A 20,172-nucleotide genomic window follows, 5' to 3' on the forward strand; every position below is an offset into this window, starting at 1 on the left:
CCTTTCGTGTCAGTCGCCCGCGGTCACTCCTGTGCCGCCACGATCTCCCGGCACCGCTTCACGTCCGCCGCCATCTGGTCCAGCAGGGCCTCCAGCGAGTCGAACTTCGCCTGGCCGCGCACGTAGGCGAGGAAGTCGACGGCGACGTGCAGGCCGTACAGGTCGAGGCCGACGCGGTCGATGGCGTACGCCTCCACGGTCCGCTCGGTGCCGTCGAACTGCGGGTTCGTTCCGACCGAGATCGCGGCCGGCATGGCCTCGCCCTCGACGTGCAGATAGCCGGCGTACACGCCGTCGGCCGGGATGGCGGTGTGCGGAAGGGTCTCGACGTTGGCCGTCGGGAAGCCCAGTTCGCGGCCGCGCTGGGCGCCGCGCACGACCACGCCCTCCACGCGGTGCGGGCGGCCCAGGATCTCGCGGGCGCCCTCGACGTCGCCCTCGGCGACCAGGCAGCGGGTCAGGGTCGAGGAGAACGGCTTGCCGCCGCCCGCCTCACCGGTGACATACAGGTCGACGACCTCGACCTCGAAGTCGTACGTCTCGCCCTGCTCGGCGAGGAACTCGACGTTGCCCGCGGCCTTGTGGCCGAAGCGGAAGTTGGGGCCCTCCACGACCGCCCTGGCGTGCAACTTGTCCACCAGGACCTTCACGACGAAGTCGGCGGGCGAGAGCTTCGAGAACTCGGTGGTGAAGGGGAGCACGAGCACCGCGTCCACGCCCAGCTCCGCCATCAGCTCGGCACGGCGGTGGTGCGCGGCGAGCAGCGGCGGGTGGCTGCCGGGGCGGACGACCTCGCTGGGGTGCGGGTCGAAGGTGACCACGACGGCCGGGACGCCCAGCTCGCGGGCGCGGTCCACGGCATGCCTGATGATCAGCTGGTGGCCGCGGTGGACGCCGTCGTAGGAACCGATGGTGACGACGCTGCGCCCCCAGTCCTGGGGGATGTCCTCCAAGCCACACCAGCGCTGCACTGTGACCGCTCCTCGAACCCGTGTCCGTATTGACTCTCATTGACTCTCACGACTTGCGCAGGTCTAAGGGTGCCATGCCGGGTGCCCCCGCCCCGCATCGGTGTCGGGGCTGTGACCGGGCGCACGTTCACGGCTATGCCGTCGGCGCTGCTCAGGCCGGTACCCGGACGCCGGCCAGGCTCTCCAGCGTGCGACGCGTGCTGGGGCCCACCACGGCGGCCCAGTCCTCCGGGGTCGCGCTCAGCCAGCGGGCCATCAGCGCGGCGAAACCGGGCACGTGCCGGCCCAGGTCGACCAGGCCGCGGTCGAAGCGGGTGGCGCCTTCGGGCGTACGGACCAGGAGCAGACCGGTGCGGTGGACGAGCCCGCGCGTCTCCTCCTCGCGGCGGTCGCCGTGCGCGGCCGCCGCGTGCAGGACGGCGGCCAGGACGGACGGCTCCTGTTCGCCGGCCAGCAGCACCTCCAGCAGCTCGCGGCGCAGCGGGCGGGAGGCCGGGGTGCCCGGGGCGGCGAGGACGGCGGCGAGGGCGGCGCGCAGCGGTTCGGGGCCGTCGTCCAGCAGGCCCGTGACGAGGGGCAGGAGGACGGGGCGCGCGGTGGGCCCCTGCTGCTCGAATCGCCGGTCGACGTGGTGGGCGAGCTGCCCGGCCAGGTGTCCCGCGCCCTGTGGACGCAGCCGTACGGCATCCCGGGCGAGGCCGGCGACGGCGCGCGCGAGGGTCGGGGTGGCGGCGTCGGCGAGGGCCGCGAGCAGGCGCACGGCGTCGGGCGGGTCCGAGGCGCTCAGCCGGGTGCGGAAGGCCTCCAGGACCGGTTCGGGATGGGTGGCGAGGGCCGGGGCCAGGGCACCGGGCGGGACGTGCGGGTCGCCGTCGGCGAAGTACCGCAGGGCGGCGGGCAGGTACGTGTCCCGGGTGTGCGGGTCGTGGACCAGCAGGGCGAGCGCGCCGCCGTGCAGGAAGCGGTCGGCGGGGCGGGCGAGCAGGGCGAGGGCGGCGAGCCGCAGCAGCGCGCGGTCGGCCTCCGCGCGCGCGTGCGGCGCCGTACGCAGCCCGAACGCGACGGCCGCCGCCCGTCGGACGGCGCGCTCGTCGTGCGCCCAGCGGTCGACGGCCCGGCACAGGGCCGCCGGCTCGTCCTCGGCGAGCGTGCCGAGCAGTTCGTCGGCGCGGCGGTGGGGGCTCGCGGCCAGCAGGTCGGTGAGGTCGTCCAGCGCGCCGTGCCGGTGGGTGTGCAGCAGCGCCTGGGCGGCCGTGGCGACGGTGGCGTGCGGCGTCGCGGGCAGCGGCCGCTCGTCGGCGAACCAGCGGATCAGCTCCGGCTGTACGACGGCGGGGGCGGCGGCGAGCAGCCGGGCCACGGCGTCGAGGTAGCGCCCGCCGGGCTCCGGGGGCACCTGGTCGGCCAGCACGAGCCGGCGCAGCAGATCGAGGCGTGCGGCGTCCGGGAGGGGCAGCCCGGTCCAGAAGGCGGGCCCGAACTCGGCCGGCACGGTCCGCCCCGCCCGGCGCCAGGCCACGATCCGCTCGGCGAGCAGCCGCAGCACCTCGGTGTACGGCGTCGCGTCCGGGACCTGGTGCAGGGTACGGGCGAGCAGCCGGGCGGCCCACCAGGAGCCGGGGTCCCGGTCCAGGGCGTCGGTCAAGTCCCTGAGGCGGGCGGTGAGTTGACGGGGTCCGCACTGCCGGGCGAGCAGCAGCAGGGCCTGCACGACCGGGCCGGCGCGGTGGTGCGGCACCGGCACGGGCGCGCTCTCGTGCGCGGCGCGGGGGCGGTGGACGAGGGCGTGCAGGGCCTCGTCCAGGTCGAGGTGCATGCCCTGGATCCAGTCGGCCAGCTCCTCGTGCGCGAAGCGGTAGCCGGTGCCGGCCGGGACGAGCAGGCCTTCGGCGAGCACGGCGGAGGCCCAGCCCGTGCCGCCGCCGAGGCGGGCCGGGGCGGGCCCCCACGGGAACACCGCCTCGAAGGACTCCCGGTCCAGCTCGCCCTGCCCGGGCCCGAGACTGCGCCGGGCGGCCTCGTGCACCTGTCCGGCGACGCGCGCGGCGAGCCGCCGTACGGCCGTACCGCGCGGGCCGTCGTTCCCGGCGGCGAGACGGACCGCGATGCGCAGGCACATCAGGTCGAGGTGGGCGGCGAACACCTCGTGCCGGTCGACGGGTCCGGCGGCGGCAGGGGTGTCGGGGGCGGCGGCGCGGATCTCGGCCAGCAGCCGCAGGACGAGCGGATGCCGGGCGTCCCGGCCGACGAGCACACCCTCGGGGACGCCGTACCGCGCACGGGCGCGACGGGCCTCGTCCGACGTCAGCGCGGTGAGCCGGACACAGGGCGGCAGCGCAGGACCGGGCGGACAGGGGGCACAGGCCGGGGCCGGGGTGGAGGCGGTGGTGGACGTGTCGGGGGCGGCGGCGGTGGTCGGAGGCGCGGGGACCCCCGGAGCCGCACGCCCGGCGGCCGGAGCCGCGGCGGTCAGCGGAGCCGCGGGGCCCGTCGCGCGAGCCGTGGGGGCCGTCGGCGCCGCGGGGGCCGCCGGGGCGTACAGCTGGTCCGGCGGGAATTCCGTACCCGCTCGCTCCCAGTACTCCTCCCGGCACGCCACCACCAGCCGTGCCCCGGTCTCGCGGAGCCAGTCGGCGGTGCCGCGGATCCAGTCGGGCTGCCGGTGGGCGAGGACGGGCGGCATCTCCTCGGGGCCGTCGAGGAGGAGCAGCAGCGGGCGCCCGGCGCGGGCGGCGAGGCGGGCCAGCCGCTCGGGGGTGATGTCGCCGAGGTCGCCGCAGGGGGTACGCCGGGGGGCGGCGACGATCCGGGCGGCCCGCTCCAGCGTGCGGCGGGCCGCGTCGGCCACGGAGCCGTCACCGTCCGCCAGGTCGGCGCCGCGCAGCCAGAGCGTGGGCGCGGGCCGTCCGGTACGGGCCCGGCGCGCGGCGAGGGCCGCCAGTTCCGTCGTACGGCCGCTGCCCGCGGTGCCGACGAGCGCGAGGACGGACCGGTCACCGTCCGCGAAGGCCGCCAACTCCCGTGCGACGCCGTAGCGTTCGACGGGTTCCGGCCCGCCGCCGGGGCGGGCGCGGGGGCCGTCCTGGCCGACCGAGGTGGCGGTCAGCTCCAGGATGCCGGCCAGGTTGAGGTCGGCGCCGTACGCGGGCACGGTCGCCGCGTTGCGGGCGAGCAGGTCGGCGAGGGGGCCGTCGGCGGTGGGCCGCAGCGGCGCCGCGAACGCCGCGTCGCGCTGCCCGGTGTGCAGGGCCGTGCCGAGGACGCCGAGGACCGCGCCGGTGCGCGCGTCCAGCACCGGTCCCCCGGCCGCCCCGCAGCCGAGCCGCAGCGCGTCCCGGCCCGCGGTGCCGATGGCCAGCTCCAGCGCCTCGGGGACCGGGTGGAAGCGGTCCGTGGCGGTGTACGTCGCCTCGGTGGCGGCCAGCACCCTCGCCTCGCGCCAGCAGCCCGCCGGGAGCCGTACGTAGGTGCCGGCGTCGATCCGCTCCCGCACGGTCAGCGGCAGCGGGGCCACGCCCAGCCCCTCGGTGCGCACCAGGGCCAGGTCCTGGCCGGGCAGCGGGGTGACGGCGCCGGCGTCGACCACGCACACGCGCTCGCCGGTACCGGCGCCGTCGTGGCCGTCTCCGGACTCGGCCGGGGCGCGCAGGACGAGCCGGGGCAGGCCGTCGACCGCCTCGTGGCTGGTGAGCAGGGTGCCGTCGTGATCGGCGAGGAAACCGACCCCGCGGGGGCGGCCGGCCAGGTCACGGATCTGGACCAGGGCGGGGCCGGTGGGGGCGGGGGGAGGGGGCGCAGATGTGCGGCCGATGCCGTCCCCCGGCTCTCGGCGACCGTCTCCCGCCTCCCCGCGACCGCTTCCGGTACGCGGGCCCCGTCCCGCCATGGCCGTACCTCCCCGCCCGTGCCCCTGCCTGTCCTCGACGGTAGGCGCGCGATGATCGGCGGGACAGATCGCGTGGCGAACGCGCCCCCGTCCGCTCCCCCGGTTCACTCCGAGCGCCTGCCCGGACGGGTGAATAGGCGGGTGCCGCTGGATAACCCTAGGGATGGGGGAACCGAGGGGGGACCGTGGAGCGGCGGCAGGAGCCCGCCCCGTGGCAGGCCGCCGCTCCACGGGCGAACACGCGTCCGTGCCGCGCACGCCCCGGAAGCGCTGTCTCAGCCGAAGACGGCCAGGCTCTTGGCCTTGCCCTTCTGTTCCTCGACGAGCGCCAGGAAACGGCCCTCCCCGTCGAAGACGGCCACCGGGCCGCGGCCCGCGTACTCGCCGGGCATGTCCAGCCGTACGCCGTTCAGCAGCAGCCGGGCCCGCCTGGTGTCCACCTGCCAGCGCGGGAACGCTGCCGCGGCGGCCTCGGCGACGGGCATCACGGTCAGCTCCTGCTGGAGCTGGTCCAGGGTCCTGGCCGCGTCCAGCTTGTACGGCCCCACGCGCGTGCGGCGCAGCGCGGTGAGGTGGCCGCCGACGCCGAGGTCGGCGCCCAGGTCGCGGGCGAGGGCGCGGATGTAGGTGCCGGAGGAGCAGACGACGGAGACGACCAGGTCGAGGACCCGCGTGCCGTCCTCGGCGACCGCCTCCCGGATGTCGTACACGGTGAAGGACGAGACCGTCACCGGGCGGGCCGGGATCTCGAAGTCCTCGCCCTCGCGGGCGCGCTTGTACGACCGCACGCCGTCGATCTTGATGGCGCTGACCTTGGACGGCACCTGCATGATGGCGCCGGTCAGCTTGGCGATGCCGGCGTCGACGGCGTCCCGGGCCACCTTGGACGTGTCGGTGGACGAGATGATCTCGCCCTCGGCGTCGTCGGTGAGCGTGTTCTGGCCCAGGCGGATGGTGCCCAGGTACTCCTTCTCGGTCAGCGCGAGGTGGCCGAGGAGCTTGGTGGCCCGCTCGACGCCGAGGACCAGCACGCCGGTCGCCATCGGGTCGAGGGTGCCGGCGTGGCCGACGCGGCGGGTCCGGGCGATCCCGCGCATCTTGGCGACCACGTCGTGCGAAGTGAAGCCCGACGGCTTGTCGACGATGACAAGGCCGTCGGGCGGGGTGGGCTTGCTGGTCATTCGGCGCTGTCGTCCGTCTCCTCGTCGGAACCCGGCTTCTTGTACGGGTCCGCCTCGCCGGCGTACGCGGCGCCCGCGGACGCCTCGCGCACCGCGGCGTCGGACTGCCGGGCCCGGTCGAGGAGGTCCTCGATGGTCCGGGCGGTGTCCGGCAGGGCGTCCGCGACGAAGGTCAGGGTCGGCGTGAACTTCACACCGGCCGCACGGCCGACCTCGGAGCGCAGGATGCCCTTGGCGCTCTCCAGGCCGGCGGCCGCGGCCGTCCGCTCCTCTTCGTCCCCGTAGACCGTGTAGAAGACGGTCGCCTCCCGCAGGTCGCCCGTGACCCGGGTGTCCGTGATGGTGACGTGCGAGCCGAGCCGCGGGTCCTTGATCCCGCGCTGCAGCTTCTGGGCCACCACCTCTCGGATGAGGTCCGCCAGCCTTTTCGCCCGCGCGTTGTCGGCCACTGGTCCGTCTCCCGTTCTTTCTTCTTCGTTCTGTGCTCAGTCGTCGTCGCTCGGTCGTCGCTCAGTCGTCGTCGCCGTGAAAACGCCGTCGGACCGAGAGCAGTTCCACCTCGGGGCGGCCCGCGACCAGCCGCTCGCACCGATCGAGTACGTCGCTCAGGTGCCCCGCGTCGCCGGAGACCAGCGCCAGGCCGATGCAGGCCCTGCGATGGAGGTCCATGTGGTCCACCTCGGCCGCGCTCACCGCGTACTTCCGCTGGAGTTCGGCGACGATCGGGCGGACGACGGAGCGCTTCTCCTTCAGCGAGTGGACGTCGCCGAGGAGGAGGTCGAAGGACAGAGTCCCCACGTACATGTGTGTAACCGGTTCACCCGCCGGTACGGGATCGATGGCCCCGTGGCCGTGTGGCCGGGGACATCAAGAACGGTACCGCGTACCTGCCGGTGGCTCGACAGGGTTTCGGCACCGTGGCCTGCGCGACCGGCCCTGGGGGCTACGCCCCCGGACCTCCGGCCTTGCCCGGGTCCGGGGGCGGAGCCTCCGGGAACGGCGAGCTGGCCGGCAGGACCGAGATCCCGCCGGCCAGCATCAGAATCCGTCGGCCGTTACGCCCGCGGCTTCTCGCGCATCTCGTACGTCGCGATGACGTCGTCGACCTTGATGTCGTTGAAGTTTCCGAGGTTGATACCACCCTCGTAGCCTTCGCGGATCTCGGTGACGTCGTCCTTGAAGCGACGCAGACCCTCGATGTTGAGGTTCTCCGCGACCACCTTGCCGTCGCGGATGAGGCGCGCCTTGGTGTTGCGCTTGACCTCGCCCGAGCGGATGAGGACACCGGCGATGTTGCCCAGCTTGGACGACTTGAAGACCTCGCGGATCTCCGCCGTACCGAGCTCGACCTCTTCGTACTCCGGCTTGAGCATGCCCTTGAGGGCCGCCTCGATCTCCTCGATCGCCTGGTAGATGACCGAGTAGTACCGGACGTCCACGCCCTCGCGCTCGGCCATCTGCGCCGCGCGGCCGGCCGCGCGGACGTTGAAGCCGATCACGATGGCGTCGGAGCCCATCGCCAGGTCGATGTCGGACTCCGTGACCGCACCGACGCCGCGGTGCAGGACGCGGATGTCGACCTCTTCGCCGACGTCCAGCTGGAGCAGGGAGGACTCCAGAGCCTCGACCGATCCGGACGCGTCGCCCTTGATGATCAGGTTCAGCTGCTGGACCTCGCCGGCCTTCAGCACCTTGTCCAGGTCCTCCAGCGACACGCGGCGCGTGCGCTTGGCGAACGCGGCGTTGCGCTCGCGGGCGGCGCGCTTCTCGGCGATCTGACGGGCCGTACGGTCCTCGTCGACCACCAGGAAGTTGTCGCCCGCACCCGGGACGTTGGTCAGACCCAGGACCTGGACCGGAGTCGACGGGCCGGCCTCGGCGACGTTGTTGCCGTTGTCGTCGAGCATGGCGCGCACACGGCCGTAGGCGTCGCCCACCACCATCGTGTCGCCGACCCGCAGGGTGCCTCGCTGGACGAGGACCGTCGCCACGGCACCGCGGCCGCGGTCGAGACGGGACTCGATCGAGATGCCCTGCGCGTCCTGGGCCGGGTTGGCCCGCAGGTCGAGCGAGGCGTCCGCGGTGAGGACCACGGCCTCCAGCAGCGAGTCGATGTGCAGACCCTGCTTGGCGGAGATGTCGACGAACATCGTGTCGCCGCCGTACTCCTCGGCCACCAGGCCGTACTCGGTCAGCTGACCGCGCACCTTGGTCGGGTCGGCACCCTCGACGTCGATCTTGTTGACCGCGACCACGATCGGCACGTCGGCCGCCTTGGCGTGGTTCAGCGCCTCGACCGTCTGCGGCATGACGCCGTCGTTGGCCGCGACGACCAGGATCGCGATGTCGGTCGACCGGGCACCACGGGCACGCATGGCGGTGAACGCCTCGTGACCCGGGGTGTCGATGAAGGTGATCGCGCGGTCCTCGTCGTTGACCTGGGTCGAGACCTGGTAGGCACCGATGTGCTGGGTGATGCCGCCGGCCTCGCCCGCGATGACGTTCGTCTTGCGGATGGCGTCGAGCAGTCGGGTCTTACCGTGGTCGACGTGGCCCATGACGGTGACGACCGGCGGACGGACCACCAGGTCGCCCTCGTCGCCCTCGTCCTCGCCGAACTCGATGTCGAAGGACTCCAGCAGCTCGCGGTCCTCCTCCTCCGGGCTGACGATCTGAACCGCGTAGTTCATCTCGCCCGCGAGGAGCTGCAGCGTCTCGTCGGAGACGGACTGCGTGGCCGTGACCATCTCGCCGAGGTTCATCATGACCGCGACGAGGGACGCCGGGTTGGCGTTGATCTTCTCCGCGAAGTCGGTGAGCGACGCGCCGCGGGAGAGACGGATGGTCTCGCCGTTGCCGCGCGGCAGCATCACGCCGCCGACACTCGGGGCCTGCATGGCCTCGTACTCCTGGCGCCTCTGCCGCTTCGACTTGCGGCCACGACGCGCCGGACCACCGGGACGGCCGAAGGCGCCCTGCGTGCCACCACGGCCACCGGGACCGCCGGGACGGCCGCCGAAGCCGGGACGACCGCCGCCGCCACCGCCGGGACCGCCGGGACGACCGGCGAAGCCGCCGCCACCGCCGCCGCCACCGGGACCGCCGGGACGACCGGCGAAGCCGCCGCCACCGCCGCCGGGACGGGCGAAGCCGCCGCCACCGCCCGGACGACCGCCGCCGCCGGGACGACCGCCGCCACCGGGACCACGGCCACCGGGGCCACCGCCGCCGGGACGCGGGCCGGCAGCAGGACGCTGCGGCATCATGCCGGGGTTCGGACGCGGACCGGCCGGGCCGGGACGCGGGCCGCCCTGCGGGCGGGGCATGCCGGCGGGCGACGGACGGGAACCGCCCGGAGCCTGCGGACGGGGACCGCCGCCCTGCTGGCCGGGAGCCTGCGGACGCGGACCGGCGCCGGGGGCACCGGGGCCGCCATGGCCGCCGTGGCCACCAGGACGGGGACCGCCCTGCGGGCGCGGGGCCTGCGGACGGGCCATGCCGGTGGAGCCACCGGAGGTGAAGGGGTTGTTACCCGGACGCGGGCCGGCCGGACGGGCGCCCGGACGCGCGGCCTGACCACCGGGACGCGGGGCACCCTGGCCCGGACGGCCCTGGCCCTGGCCCTGGCCCTGAGCGGGACGACCGCCGGGCTTCGGGGCACCGGGGCGGGCGCCGGGACGCGGACCCTGCGCGGCCGGGGCCTGCGGGGTCTGGGCGGCGGCCGGAGCGGCCGGCGGAGCGGTGAACTCCGGGGCTGCCGGGGCCGGGCGCGGCGCGGGCTTGGGACCCGGCACCGGACGCGGGCCGGGGGCCGGCGCGGACGGCGCGGGAGCCGACGAGGCGGCCGGCTGCGGGGCAGCGGGCGCCGTCGGAGGCTTGGGGGCCGGCGGCCTCGGGGCAGCCGGACGTGCCGCCTGCGCCGGAGAGGGCGCGGCGGGCTTGGGGGAAGCCTTGCGCGGGGCGGGCTTACCGGCGGACTTGCCGTTGCCACCGCCCTGGAAGGCGTCGGTCAGCTTGCGTACAACCGGCGCTTCGATGGTCGAAGACGCCGAACGGACGAATTCACCGAGTTCTTGGAGCTTGGCCATGACGACCTTGCTCTCCACGCCGAACTCCTTGGCGAGTTCGTATACCCGGACCTTAGCCACTTCGCTCCTTTGAGGTCCGGGTTGCGTCCGGACCGTCGCTACTTCATGGGCGTACTCATCGCGTGCTCATCGAGTGCTCATCGCAATCTCGACCTACTTCCAACTCGCGGGGTACCTGGTCACGCGGACGGTCCGCGCACCACTTCCTTACGGTGTTGCCTGCTCGACAACTGTTGTCCGCTCGACGTACTGGCGCAACGCCTTTGTGTCGAGCGCTCCCGGGGCGCGAAGTGCCCGCGGGAACGCCCGGCGGCGTACCGCCTGATCGAGACAGACCAGGGCGGGATGTACATAGACACCCCGGCCGGGCAGCGTACCGCGCGGATCGGGGGCGCACGCGTCCTCGATCCGCACGATCCGCAGGAGATCGTTCTTGGCCGCCCGCTCCCGGCACCCCACACAGGTGCGTTCAGGGCATGCTCGGGCGTGCGTCCGGCCAGACACAGTTAAGTCTACCTCCCCGCACCGACCTCACCCCTCCGGGGGAAAGATCGAACGGCTGTTGTCGCAAACCAGCTGTCAACCCAACGATCTGCGGCTTGGATCCATTCCCGGCGGCCCGGCGGCGCCGGTCCGCCCGGCTCCTACTCGGCGGGCTGCTCGGTGTCCGGGCGGATGTCGATGCGCCAGCCGGTGAGGCGCGCGGCGAGGCGGGCGTTCTGCCCCTCCTTGCCGATCGCCAGCGACAGCTGGTAGTCCGGCACGGTCACCCGGGCGGAGCGGGAGGCGAGGTCGACGACCTCCACCTTGCTCACCCGAGCGGGTGACAGGGCGTTCGCCACCATCTCCGCCGGGTCGTCCGACCAGTCGACGATGTCGATCTTCTCGCCGTTCAGCTCGCCCATCACGTTGCGCACCCGGCCGCCCATCGGGCCGATGCAGGCGCCCTTGGCGTTCAGGCCCGAACGGGTGGACCGCACGGCGATCTTGGTGCGGTGACCGGCCTCGCGGGCGATCGCCGCGATCTCGACCGACCCGTCGGCGATCTCCGGCACCTCCAGGGCGAAGAGCTTCTTCACCAGGTTGGGGTGCGTGCGGGACAGGGTCACGGACGGACCGCGGACGCCCTTCGCCACCCGGACGACGTACGACCGCAGGCGCATGCCGTGCGGGTAGGTCTCGCCGGGCACCTGCTCCTGCACCGGCAGGATGGCCTCCAGCTTGCCGATGTCGACCAGCACGTTCTTCGGGTCGCGGCCCTGCTGGACGACGCCGGTGACGATGTCGCCCTCGCGGCCGGCGTACTCGCCGAGCGTCGCGTCGTCCTCGGCGTCGCGCAGCCGCTGGAGGATCACCTGCTTGGCGGTGGTCGCCGCGATCCGGCCGAAGCCGGACGGGGTGTCGTCGAACTCGCGGACCTCCTGGCCCTCCTCCAGGTCCTCGGGGTCCTCCTTCGCCCACACGGTCACATGCCCGGTCTCCCGGTTGAGCTCCACGCGCGCGTGTCGGCGGCTTCCCTCGGTGCGGTGGTAGGCGATGAGGAGGGCCGACTCGATCGCCTCGACCAGCAGGTCGAAGGAGATCTCCTTCTCCCTGACCAAGCCCCGCAGGGCGCTCATGTCGATGTCCACGGCTACGCCTCCTCCTCTTCCTTCATGTCCTTCTTGTCCTTGCGGTTGAACTCGACCTGCACGCGCGCCCTGGCGATCTCCGGGAAGCCGAGCCTGCGGCTGGTCGCCTTGCGGCCCTTGACTCCGGGGACCTCGACGTCGAGACCGTCCTCGTCGACCGTCAGGATCCGGGCGACCAGTTCGCCGCCCTCGGTCAGCTGGAACTTCACGAGCCGTTCGGTGGCGCGCACGAAGTGCCGGTGCTCGGTGAGGAGGCGCTCCGCGCCGGGGGTGCCGACCTCCAGGTCGTACGCCGCGTCGCCCATCGCGTCGGTCTCGTCGAGCTTCGCCGAGAGCACACGGCTCACATCGGCGATGGCGTCCAGATCGGCTCCCTCGTCGGAGTCGACGACCACGCGCAGCACCCGCTTGCGTCCGACGGAGTCCACAGCGATCTCTTCGAGATCCAGCCCCTGGGAGGTGACGAGCGGTTCCAGCAGCTCTCGCAGCCTCTCGCTCTGGGTGGTGCTCATCCGGGTGACTCCTCGGCCGCGTGTGCTGTTGTGGGATGGGTCGCGTGTCTGGTCAAAGGGTATCCGGTCGCGGGGGGTGTCGCTGTCCCCGCCCGAGGCGAGGGCGGGCGTCCGGTGCACCCGAGCGCCCCTCGGGTGGGCTGTCTGAGCCGGTGACATGAAGCGGGGGGATGCGCGGGTACCGTGATCACGGCGGGCCGCCCTCCCGCCCGTGTGTTCGTACGAGCCCCCCGAGGACGTCAGCCGTGCCGTACCCGCCAACCCCGCGCGCCCTCTCGGGTCCGCGGAGGAGAACCCTGCTCGCCTCGACCGCCGGTGCCGCCCTGCTGGCGGGCTGCACGTCCGGTCCCGGCTCCGGCGGCGGCGCCCCCTCGGTGACCGAGCGGGCACGCACGCGTGCGGCCGCGGACAGCCGGGCGCTGCTGGCGCGCTACGACGCCGCCCTCGCCGCCCACCCCGGGCTCGCGGACCGGCTGCGACCGCTGCGGGCGCAGGTGGCGGCCCATGTCGCGGCGTTCGCGGACGGTGCGCCCCCCACGCCCGAGAAGTCCTCGGCCTCTCCTTCTCCCACCCCGGCCGTCCCGGCCACCGAGAAGGACGCCCTGGCCGCGCTCGCGGCGGCCGAGCGCACGCTCGCCGACCGGCGCGCCAAGACCCTGCTCGACGTGCCGGGCGAGCCGGCGCGGCTGCTGGCGTCCGTGGCGGCGGCCGGGGCGGCGCACGCGTACCTGCTGACGGAGGGGGCCAAATGAGCGGCGACAGGACCAAGGACGAGACCAGGAAGGCCGAGCTGACCGCGCTGCAGGCGGCGCTGGCGGCGGAGCACGCGGCGGTGTACGGGTACGGCGTCGTCGGCGGCCGGATCGCCGAGGCGCGCCGCGCCGAGGCACTGGCGGCCTGGAACGCCCACCGGGCCGGCCGGGACGCGCTGGCCCGCGAGGTGCGCGACCTGGGCGGCCTGCCGGTCGCCGCGGACGCCGCCTACGCGCTGCCCTTCCCGGTGCCGGACGCGGCGGCGGCGCTGCGGCTCGCCGCACAGCTGGAGCAGCGCCTGGCCGGGGCGTACGCCGACCTGGTGCGGGCGGCGACGGGCACGCGGCGCGGCGCTGCCGCCGGGGCGCTGCGGGAGGCCGCGGTGCGCGCGGCGCGCTGGAGCGGGCAGAGCGTAGCCTTCCCTGGGCTCGCCGAGCGGGCCACCGAGGGGGCCGCCGAGGGGACGGGCCCGGCCGGTGCGACCCCGTCGGCCTCCGCCTCGGTGTCACCGTGAGCCGGTGACCCGGTCCGCTCCGCAACGACACGATCTCTGACCCGAAGGGAAACGCTCGCGCATGGCTTTCGAACCGCCGCCGCGCCTCGTCAAGGCGCTCGGTGAGACGGCACCGGACGGCGACGCCTGGCTGGCGGAGCTGCCCAAGGCCGCCGAACGGGCCGTCGCCGAGCGGGAGTTGACCGTGGAGCGGGTGCAGGTGCCGGGCGGGCGCAGCAGCCTGGTGCTGCTGGTGCGGCGCGCCGACGGCACCCCGGCGGTGCTGAAGCTGGCCCCGCCCCGGGCCCGCCCGGAGAGCGAGCGGGCGGCGCTGAGGCACTGGGGCGGGCTGGGCGCCGTGGAGCTGCTGGAGGACGGGGCCGAGGAGGGCGTACTGCTGCTGGAACGGCTGCACCCGGATGTGTCGGTGCGGTCGCTGCCGGAGGCGAAGGCGCTGCTGGAGGCGGCGGGGACGCTGCGCCGGCTGTGGGTCGAGCCGCCCGCGGACCATGTCTTCGAGACGGTCGCCGAGCGCACCGGGCGGCAGGCGACGGCCATGCGGGCGGGCGCGGACGCCGGCCCGGAGGTGGCACCGCTGGTCGACGCGGCGCTCACGGCCCGCGAGGAACTGCTCGCCGCGCCGCCCGAACACCGCTTGCTGCACGGCACGTTCCGGCAGAGCAAGGTGCTGTCCGGGGAGCGGATGCCGTGGCTGGCGGTGGGTCCGGATCCGGTGGCCGGCGAGTGCGCCTTCGATCTGGCGCGGCTGGTGCGGGACCGGGTGGAGGACCTGATCGCGTCGCCCTCGGGCGCGGCGACCGTACGGCGGCGGATCAAGCGGCTTGCCGAGTCGCTGGAGGTCGACCAGGAACGGCTGCGCGGCTGGACCCTGTTCCGGGCGGTGGAGTCGGGGGTGCGGGCCCTGCGGGTGGGACGGCCGAAGGACGGCGAGCTGTTGCTGGAGTTCGCCGGCTGGCTGTAAGGGGCTCAAGAGGCTTCGCCGGCCGGCGGCGAGCCGCGACGCACAAGCCCCCTGGGACCACCGCGGGTCCCAGGGGGCTTGTGCGTCGCCGAGGGCCTACTGGGCGGTGAGGCGGGCGATCGCGTCCTCGACCGGCAGCTCCTCGCGCTCACCGGTCTTGCGGTCCTTCAGCTCGACGACGCCCTCGCCGGAGCGGCGGCCGGCGACCAGGATCTGCGGGACGCCGATCAGCTCGGCGTCGGTGAACTTCACGCCCGGCGAGACCCCGGCCCGGTCGTCGACCAGGACGCGGACGCCCGCGGCGGCCAGCTTCTCGGCGACGTCGAGGGCCAGTTCGGTCTGCAGGGCCTTGCCGGCGGCGACGACGTGGACGTCGGCCGGGGCGACCTCCCTGGCCCACACCAGGCCCTTGTCGTCGGCGTTCTGCTCGGCCAGCGCGGCCACGGCACGCGAGACGCCGATGCCGTAGGAGCCCATGGTGACGCGGACGGGCTTGCCGTTCTGGCCGAGGACGTCGAGCTTGAGGGCGTCGGCGTACTTGCGGCCCAGCTGGAAGATGTGGCCGATCTCGATAGCGCGGTCCAGCTTCAGGCCGGTGCCGCACTGGGGGCAGGGGTCGCCCTCCTGCACGACGACGACGTCGACGTACTCGGCGACCTCGAAGTCACGGCCCGCGACGACGTTCCTGGCGTGGGTCTGGTCCTTGTTGGCACCGGTGATCCAGGAGGTGCCGGGGGCCACGCGCGGGTCGGCGATGTAGGTGACCTTCTCGCCGAGGCCCTGCGGGCCGACGTAGCCGCGCACCAGGTCGGGGCGGGCGGCGAAGTCGGCCTCGGTGACCATCTCGACGGTGGCCGGGGCGAAGTGCGCCTCGACCTTGTCCAGGTCCACCTCGCGGTCGCCGGGCACGCCGACGGCGACGATCTCGCCGTCCACCTTGACCAGCAGGTTCTTCAGCGTGGCGGAGGCGGGGACGCCGAGGGAGGCGGCCAGGGTCTCGATGGTGGGGGTGTCCGGGGTGGGGATCTCCTCCAGCGCGGGCACGTCCGCCGCGTCGACCGGCTTGAGGGCGTAGGTGATCGCCTCGGTGTTGGCCGCGAAGTCGCAGTTCGGGCAGTCGGCGAAGGTGTCCTCGCCGGCCTCGGCCGGGGCGAGGAACTCCTCGGACTTGGAGCCGCCCATGGCACCGGCGGTCGCGGCGCAGATGCGGTAGTCGAGGCCGAGGCGCTCGAAGATGCGCTGGTAGGCCTCGCGGTGCAGGGCGTAGGACTTCGCGAGGCCCTCGTCCTCGGTGTCGAAGGAGTACGAGTCCTTCATCAGGAACTCGCGGCCGCGCAGGATGCCGGCGCGGGGGCGGGCCTCGTCGCGGTACTTGTTCTGGATCTGGTAGAGGATCACCGGCAGGTCCTTGTAGGACGTGCACTGGTCCTTGACGAGGAGGGTGAAGATCTCCTCGTGGGTGGGGCCGAGGAGGTAGTCGCCGCCCTTGCGGTCCTTGAGCCGGAACAGCTCCTGGCCGTACTCGTCCCAGCGGCCGGTCGCGTCGTACGGCTCGCGGGGCAGCAGCGCGGGGAGGGTGACCTCCTGGGCGCCGATGGCGTCCATCTCCTCGCGCACGATCCGCTCGACGTTGGAGAGGACCTTCTTGCCGAGGGGCAGCCAGCTCCAGATGCCGGCGGCGGTGCGGCGGACGTAGCCGGCGCGGACGAGGAGCTTGTGGCTGAGGACCTCGGCGTCCGCCGGGTCGTCGCGCAGGGTCTTCGCCATCAACTGGGACATGCGCTGGACCGGTGCTTTCGCCATGGCTCTCGTACTCCTGCCGGGTAAGGGTGATGTCAGGAGGTTAGCCGGGCCGCCTGTGCGGGCGGAAATCGGTTAGCGCCCGCGCAGCGGCAGCGGGGCGCCCATCACGGCGTACGGCCGCGGCGCGCTCGGGAAGTGGACCTGGCGGGCGAGGTCGACGTAGCCGAGGGAGAAGTACAGACCGCGGGCGGGGCTGTCGGTGTCGATCGCGGAGAGGATCGAGCGGGGCTCGGCGGCGGAGTCGGTGATCATAGTGATCAGCCGCCGCCCGATGCCCCGGTTCTGATGACCGGGGTGGACGTGCAGTTCGGTGATGACGAAGGAGTCGTCCAGCCAGTCGGCGTTGTCGTTGGCCCGGAGGTAGGGCTCCACGACGGTGGACCACCAGTGGGTGCGGGAGTTCGGCATGCCGTAGACGAACCCGACCAGACGCCCCCGGCTGGTGGCCCCGAGCGCCCGCGCACCCCGGTACTGCATGTGCCGCTGGACGATCTGCCGGCGTACGGCGACCTCGTCGGGCCCGAGCCCGAAGGCGACGGCCTGCACGGCCAAGGCCTCGTCGACGTGGGCGGCGAGGTCCAGGGGGCCGATGACGAGGTCCATGCGGGGAGGGTACAGGGAAGCCGACGGGGCCCGGTCCGCCTCCGGACGGGGTGCGACCGGGGGCCTAGGACCGGCGCAGGGGTGCGGCTCGATCCGGCGGCCGATGACCGGCGGGCGGGTACTGCCTACGGTCGGATGTCATGAGCATCGACAGCAGTCTGGACGAGGCATACGAACGACTGCACCACAGCGGGCCGGAGTTCGAGGGCTGGCTGAGCAACCACGGCCCGATGGCCGTGGAGGCACTGGTCAGGAACGGGCACGGGGACCGGGTGCACCGCTGGCTGGACCGCTACATGGACCGGCTGGACGAACTGCCGCGCGGCACGTCGCCCGTGACCGCCGACGACTGGCGTACGGCGCTGGGGGACCCGCGCCGGCTCGGCGACTGGCTCGTGTACTTCGAGCGCGAGGTGCGGGAGCGGCCCTGGCGCGCGGTGCTGGAGACGTGGTGGCCGAGGCTGCTGCCCGGTATCGCGGCGGGCGCCACCCACGGCGTGATCCGCACGGGCCACGCGGTGCACGCCCTGCTCGACGACGGAAACAGCGGAGATGGCGGGGCCGACGGGAACGGCGGGGCGGATCCTCGGCTGACCGAGCTGGGGCAGGCGCTCGGGTACTGGGCGGCGCGCTGGCAGCCGGTCACCGTCGTCGCGCCGTCCGGGGCGGCCGACCCCGCGTCCGCCCTCGCCGCGGTGCCACCGGTCCCGGACCGGAGCGCCGGGATCAACCACCGGCTCGGCCAGCTGCCCGAGACGGCCGGCTGGCCCGCGGCCCCGGCCGCGCTCCGGCCCGCCGCGGACGCGGACCAGGCGCGCGAGCTGCTGGCCGACGTGACGTCCGCCGCCGCGCTCCACTATCTGCCCCACGCGCACGGCTCGCCCGTCATGCTGGTGCACGCGGCGACCGCGCCCATGGCGGCGCTGCGGACCCTCCCGGCGCTCCCCCGCACCCAGTGGGTGCCGACTCTGCACGCGGCGTGGACCGCCGCCGCGGCCGTCACCGCGGCCTACCGCCCGGCCGCCCCCGCCCCGCAGGACGGCCTGCCGGCCGCGCCGGAGTCGGCGGAGGAGACGTTCGAGCTGGCCGCCCGGCACGGGGACGCGCACGTCATCAAGCTCGCCGACACCTGCCTCGACGTGCACCGGCGCACCGGACGCCCCGAGGCGCTCGCGGCGGTGATCCGGGCGGCGGAACTGATCGAGGGCATGTGAGCGAGAGGGTGGTGGCGTTCAGAAGAGGACGCTCATGAACGCGCCCACTTCCTGGAAGCCGACCCTGTGGTACGTCCGTCTCGCCGCCGTGTTGAAGTCGTTCACGTACAGGCTCACCACGGGGGCGACGTCGGCGAGGGCGTACCGCAGGACCGCCGCCATGCCCGGTGCCGCGAGCGCCCTGCCCCGGTACTCGGGAGCGACCCACACGCCCTGGATCTGACAGGCCTGGCTGGTCGCGGCGCCGATCTCGGCCTTGAAGACGACCTTGCCGTGCTCGTCGACGCGGGCGAAGGAGCGGCCGGCGCCGACGAGCTCGGCGACGCGGGCCTGGTAGAGCAGGCCGCCGTCCCCGGCCATCGGGGACACGCCGACCTCCTCGGTGAACATCGCCACGCACGCCGGCATGATCGTCTCCATCTCGTCCTTGCGGACGCGGCGGACGTACGGGTCCGGGGCGACGTCGGCGGACATCCGGTCGGTGACCATGAGCGGCTGATGGGAGCGGACCTCACGGGCCGGTCCCCAGTGCGGCTCCAGCAGACGCCACAGCCTGGCGGTGGCCTCGGCGGGCCCGACGATGGAGGAACAGCGCCGCCCGGCCCTGCGGGCCCGGTCGGCGAAGGCCCGCACGGCACGCGGGGTGGCGCAGATCGGCACCAGATTCGCCCCCGCGTAGCACAGGGACGTGAGCATGCCGTCCTCGTACCAGCCCCACATCTCGCCGCCGAGCCGCCACGGGTCGAGGCCGGCGATCTGGACGCGCGAGGTCACGAACGCGTTCGTGACCGGCTCGCGGTGGAGGACGGCGAGCGCGGCGTCCAGGTCGCTCGGTTCGAGCACCCGTGAGGTGGTCTGGGTCAACACGTGCGGGGCCTCGGGGCTGGGGATCTGCTGATCCTCCGCACTGTACCCCGAGGGGTGGTGGAGCGCTTAGTGGTGCGATCCGGCTGCGGGCGGACCCGGCAGCACGACCTCGAAGCTGCTCCTCTCCTGCCCCGGCAATCCGGGTCTCCCCGCCCAGAAGGTCACGGCGTCGTCCAGGGCCCGCAAGAGGATCTCGCGTTCGTCAGGGGCTTCCGACAGGACCGCGACGGCGTCGTCGATGACGACGAGGAAGCGCGTGGCAGCCATCCAGTGGAGATCGCGCAGGCAGTCCCGCAGGGCGCACCGCGGGCCGTCACGGGTGGTTCCCAGGCGGACAGCACCAGGTCGGCGACTGCCAGGAACCGGAGTCGACACTGAGCCGTGTCGGCACCCGACGCGGTCCAGCCGTCCGGGAAAGGCAGCGGGGGCGTGGCAGGCCAGACACCCCGACAGGAAACTCAGGCGCCGGCATCTCGCAGCCGCCGCGCGACGTCGATGTCCCGTTGCAGCGCACTGAGCCGGGGAGGCTCCCGGCTCGCGTCGAGGACGACGACGTGCAGCCGGTCACCGACCTGGGGTGGTGCCTCGCTCTCGTCCCACCAGGAGGGATGCTTCGCCTGGTCGATGAAGCCGGCCTCGCGGCCGGCTTCGACCTTTGCTCCCGCAGGAGCCACCGCGATCACGGTCACCTCCAGCTCCTGATGATTACGGAACGCCATGCCGCTCCTCATGCTCCACCGCCGGAACATCGGATTCAGACTTCATTGGCGTATGCGGTCAGCTTTGAGATGAAGGCCGTGTCAGCAACGACCCGAATACGAGCCTCAGATGACGTCAGGTTAAGGGTGACACCGTTGTCGGAGGTCAGTGAGACATCTGCTCTGATATCGGTCCCGAAGCCTTCCAGCGCGATCTCCTTGATACCGCTGAACGAAATCTCGACCTGCGTGGTGTTGAAACGCTGCACCGCCCACTTACGCGGAGGCTGTTCCGGGTATCGCGCGAGATCCAGGCGCAGCGTCAAGGTCGGTCCGTCTGTACGGAGTACCGCCTCGTGCAGGTGAACGCCCACGAGGTCCGGCGGGTTGCCCTGGTAGACGGAGGTAATGCCCTCCGGGTTGTGCAACAGGGAGGTCCATGACATGCCGACTCAGCCTTCCGGCCTGGGGAACTCGTACTTTTTTCGGG

19 protein-coding genes are annotated in these 20,172 nt (G+C 73.7%); 4 read left to right on the forward strand and 15 right to left on the reverse strand.

The window, feature by feature from the left end; translation table 11 throughout:
- Positions 1 to 23: 23 nt before the first annotated feature.
- The 9 genes from ACFC8N_RS21935 to rimP all read right to left on the reverse strand — a co-directional run bounded on the left by ACFC8N_RS21935 (position 24) and on the right by rimP (position 12,269).
- The gene (locus ACFC8N_RS21935; protein WP_376289175.1) at positions 24 to 971 is read right to left on the reverse strand and encodes a bifunctional riboflavin kinase/FAD synthetase; all 948 of its coding nucleotides are present in this window, start codon (positions 969 to 971) and stop codon (positions 24 to 26) included.
- Positions 972 to 1,122: 151 nt separating this feature from the next.
- Complete coding sequence (locus tag ACFC8N_RS21940) at positions 1,123 to 4,857, reverse strand: trypsin-like peptidase domain-containing protein (RefSeq protein WP_376289177.1); 3,735 nt, start codon at positions 4,855 to 4,857, stop codon at positions 1,123 to 1,125.
- 275 nt (positions 4,858 to 5,132) lie between these two features.
- Positions 5,133 to 6,038 carry a tRNA pseudouridine(55) synthase TruB gene (gene truB / locus ACFC8N_RS21945; protein WP_362821917.1) on the reverse strand — a complete coding sequence of 302 codons (906 nt, stop codon included), beginning with the start codon at positions 6,036 to 6,038 and terminating at the stop codon, positions 5,133 to 5,135.
- Positions 6,035 to 6,487: a 30S ribosome-binding factor RbfA gene (gene rbfA, locus ACFC8N_RS21950; RefSeq protein ID WP_356024358.1), complete on the reverse strand. Its 453-nt coding sequence runs from the start codon at positions 6,485 to 6,487 to the stop codon at positions 6,035 to 6,037. The genes truB and rbfA overlap by 4 nt, the downstream gene beginning before the upstream one ends.
- Positions 6,488 to 6,548: 61 nt before the next feature.
- Complete coding sequence (locus ACFC8N_RS21955) at positions 6,549 to 6,842, reverse strand: DUF503 domain-containing protein (RefSeq protein WP_356024361.1); 294 nt, start codon at positions 6,840 to 6,842, stop codon at positions 6,549 to 6,551.
- 251 nt (positions 6,843 to 7,093) lie between these two features.
- Positions 7,094 to 10,186, reverse strand: coding sequence for a translation initiation factor IF-2 (gene infB, locus ACFC8N_RS21960; protein ID WP_376289179.1), 3,093 nt, complete (start codon positions 10,184 to 10,186; stop codon positions 7,094 to 7,096).
- Between the two features lie 147 nt (positions 10,187 to 10,333).
- The gene (locus ACFC8N_RS21965; protein WP_079176982.1) at positions 10,334 to 10,630 is read right to left on the reverse strand and encodes a YlxR family protein; all 297 of its coding nucleotides are present in this window, start codon (positions 10,628 to 10,630) and stop codon (positions 10,334 to 10,336) included.
- A 140-nt stretch (positions 10,631 to 10,770) separates the two neighbouring features.
- Positions 10,771 to 11,757, reverse strand: a complete 987-nt coding sequence (gene nusA, locus ACFC8N_RS21970) for a transcription termination factor NusA (protein ID WP_376289181.1) — start codon at positions 11,755 to 11,757, stop codon at positions 10,771 to 10,773.
- 2 nt (positions 11,758 to 11,759) lie between these two features.
- Entirely contained in the window at positions 11,760 to 12,269 is a 510-nt protein-coding gene (gene rimP / locus ACFC8N_RS21975; protein WP_362821919.1) for a ribosome maturation factor RimP, read from the reverse strand.
- A 245-nt stretch (positions 12,270 to 12,514) separates the two neighbouring features.
- Here rimP and ACFC8N_RS21980 point away from each other — a divergent pair, with 245 nt between their 5' ends.
- The 3 genes from ACFC8N_RS21980 to ACFC8N_RS21990 all read left to right on the forward strand — a co-directional run bounded on the left by ACFC8N_RS21980 (position 12,515) and on the right by ACFC8N_RS21990 (position 14,497).
- The gene (locus ACFC8N_RS21980; RefSeq protein WP_376289183.1) at positions 12,515 to 13,021 is read left to right on the forward strand and encodes a hypothetical protein; all 507 of its coding nucleotides are present in this window, start codon (positions 12,515 to 12,517) and stop codon (positions 13,019 to 13,021) included.
- A complete protein-coding gene (locus ACFC8N_RS21985) occupies positions 13,018 to 13,536 on the forward strand; it encodes a ferritin-like domain-containing protein (protein ID WP_362821921.1) in 519 nt (172 codons plus the stop codon). The genes ACFC8N_RS21980 and ACFC8N_RS21985 overlap by 4 nt, the downstream gene beginning before the upstream one ends.
- Before the next feature lie 61 nt (positions 13,537 to 13,597).
- Positions 13,598 to 14,497, forward strand: a complete 900-nt coding sequence (locus ACFC8N_RS21990; protein ID WP_376289185.1) for an aminoglycoside phosphotransferase family protein — start codon at positions 13,598 to 13,600, stop codon at positions 14,495 to 14,497.
- Between the two features lie 96 nt (positions 14,498 to 14,593).
- Here the strand turns inward: ACFC8N_RS21990 and ACFC8N_RS21995 are convergent, their stop codons facing one another.
- Complete coding sequence (locus ACFC8N_RS21995; protein WP_356024376.1) at positions 14,594 to 16,300, reverse strand: proline--tRNA ligase; 1,707 nt, start codon at positions 16,298 to 16,300, stop codon at positions 14,594 to 14,596.
- Between the two features lie 72 nt (positions 16,301 to 16,372).
- Positions 16,373 to 16,903, reverse strand: a complete 531-nt coding sequence (locus ACFC8N_RS22000; protein WP_356024378.1) for a GNAT family N-acetyltransferase — start codon at positions 16,901 to 16,903, stop codon at positions 16,373 to 16,375.
- Positions 16,904 to 17,043: 140 nt separating this feature from the next.
- On the opposite strand from ACFC8N_RS22000, the gene ACFC8N_RS22005 reads away from it, so the two are divergent.
- Positions 17,044 to 18,117: a questin oxidase family protein gene (locus ACFC8N_RS22005; protein WP_376289187.1), complete on the forward strand. Its 1,074-nt coding sequence runs from the start codon at positions 17,044 to 17,046 to the stop codon at positions 18,115 to 18,117.
- Between the two features lie 18 nt (positions 18,118 to 18,135).
- On the opposite strand, the gene ACFC8N_RS22010 is transcribed toward ACFC8N_RS22005, so the two are convergent.
- From ACFC8N_RS22010 to ACFC8N_RS22025, 4 genes are all read right to left on the reverse strand, one after another.
- Entirely contained in the window at positions 18,136 to 18,984 is an 849-nt protein-coding gene (locus tag ACFC8N_RS22010; RefSeq protein ID WP_376289189.1) for a GNAT family N-acetyltransferase, read from the reverse strand.
- Positions 18,985 to 19,050: 66 nt separating this feature from the next.
- Entirely contained in the window at positions 19,051 to 19,359 is a 309-nt protein-coding gene (locus tag ACFC8N_RS22015) for a barstar family protein (protein ID WP_376289191.1), read from the reverse strand.
- A gap of 83 nt (positions 19,360 to 19,442) precedes the next feature.
- Complete coding sequence (locus ACFC8N_RS22020; RefSeq protein ID WP_376289192.1) at positions 19,443 to 19,703, reverse strand: hypothetical protein; 261 nt, start codon at positions 19,701 to 19,703, stop codon at positions 19,443 to 19,445.
- Between the two features lie 35 nt (positions 19,704 to 19,738).
- Positions 19,739 to 20,128 (reverse strand): Imm50 family immunity protein, encoded by a 390-nt coding sequence (locus tag ACFC8N_RS22025; protein WP_376289193.1) that lies wholly within the window; start codon positions 20,126 to 20,128, stop codon positions 19,739 to 19,741.
- Positions 20,129 to 20,172 lie beyond the last annotated feature (44 nt).

The organism is Streptomyces sp. NPDC055966 (genome assembly GCF_042269865.1).
Classification (GTDB): Bacteria; Actinomycetota; Actinomycetes; order Streptomycetales; family Streptomycetaceae; genus Streptomyces.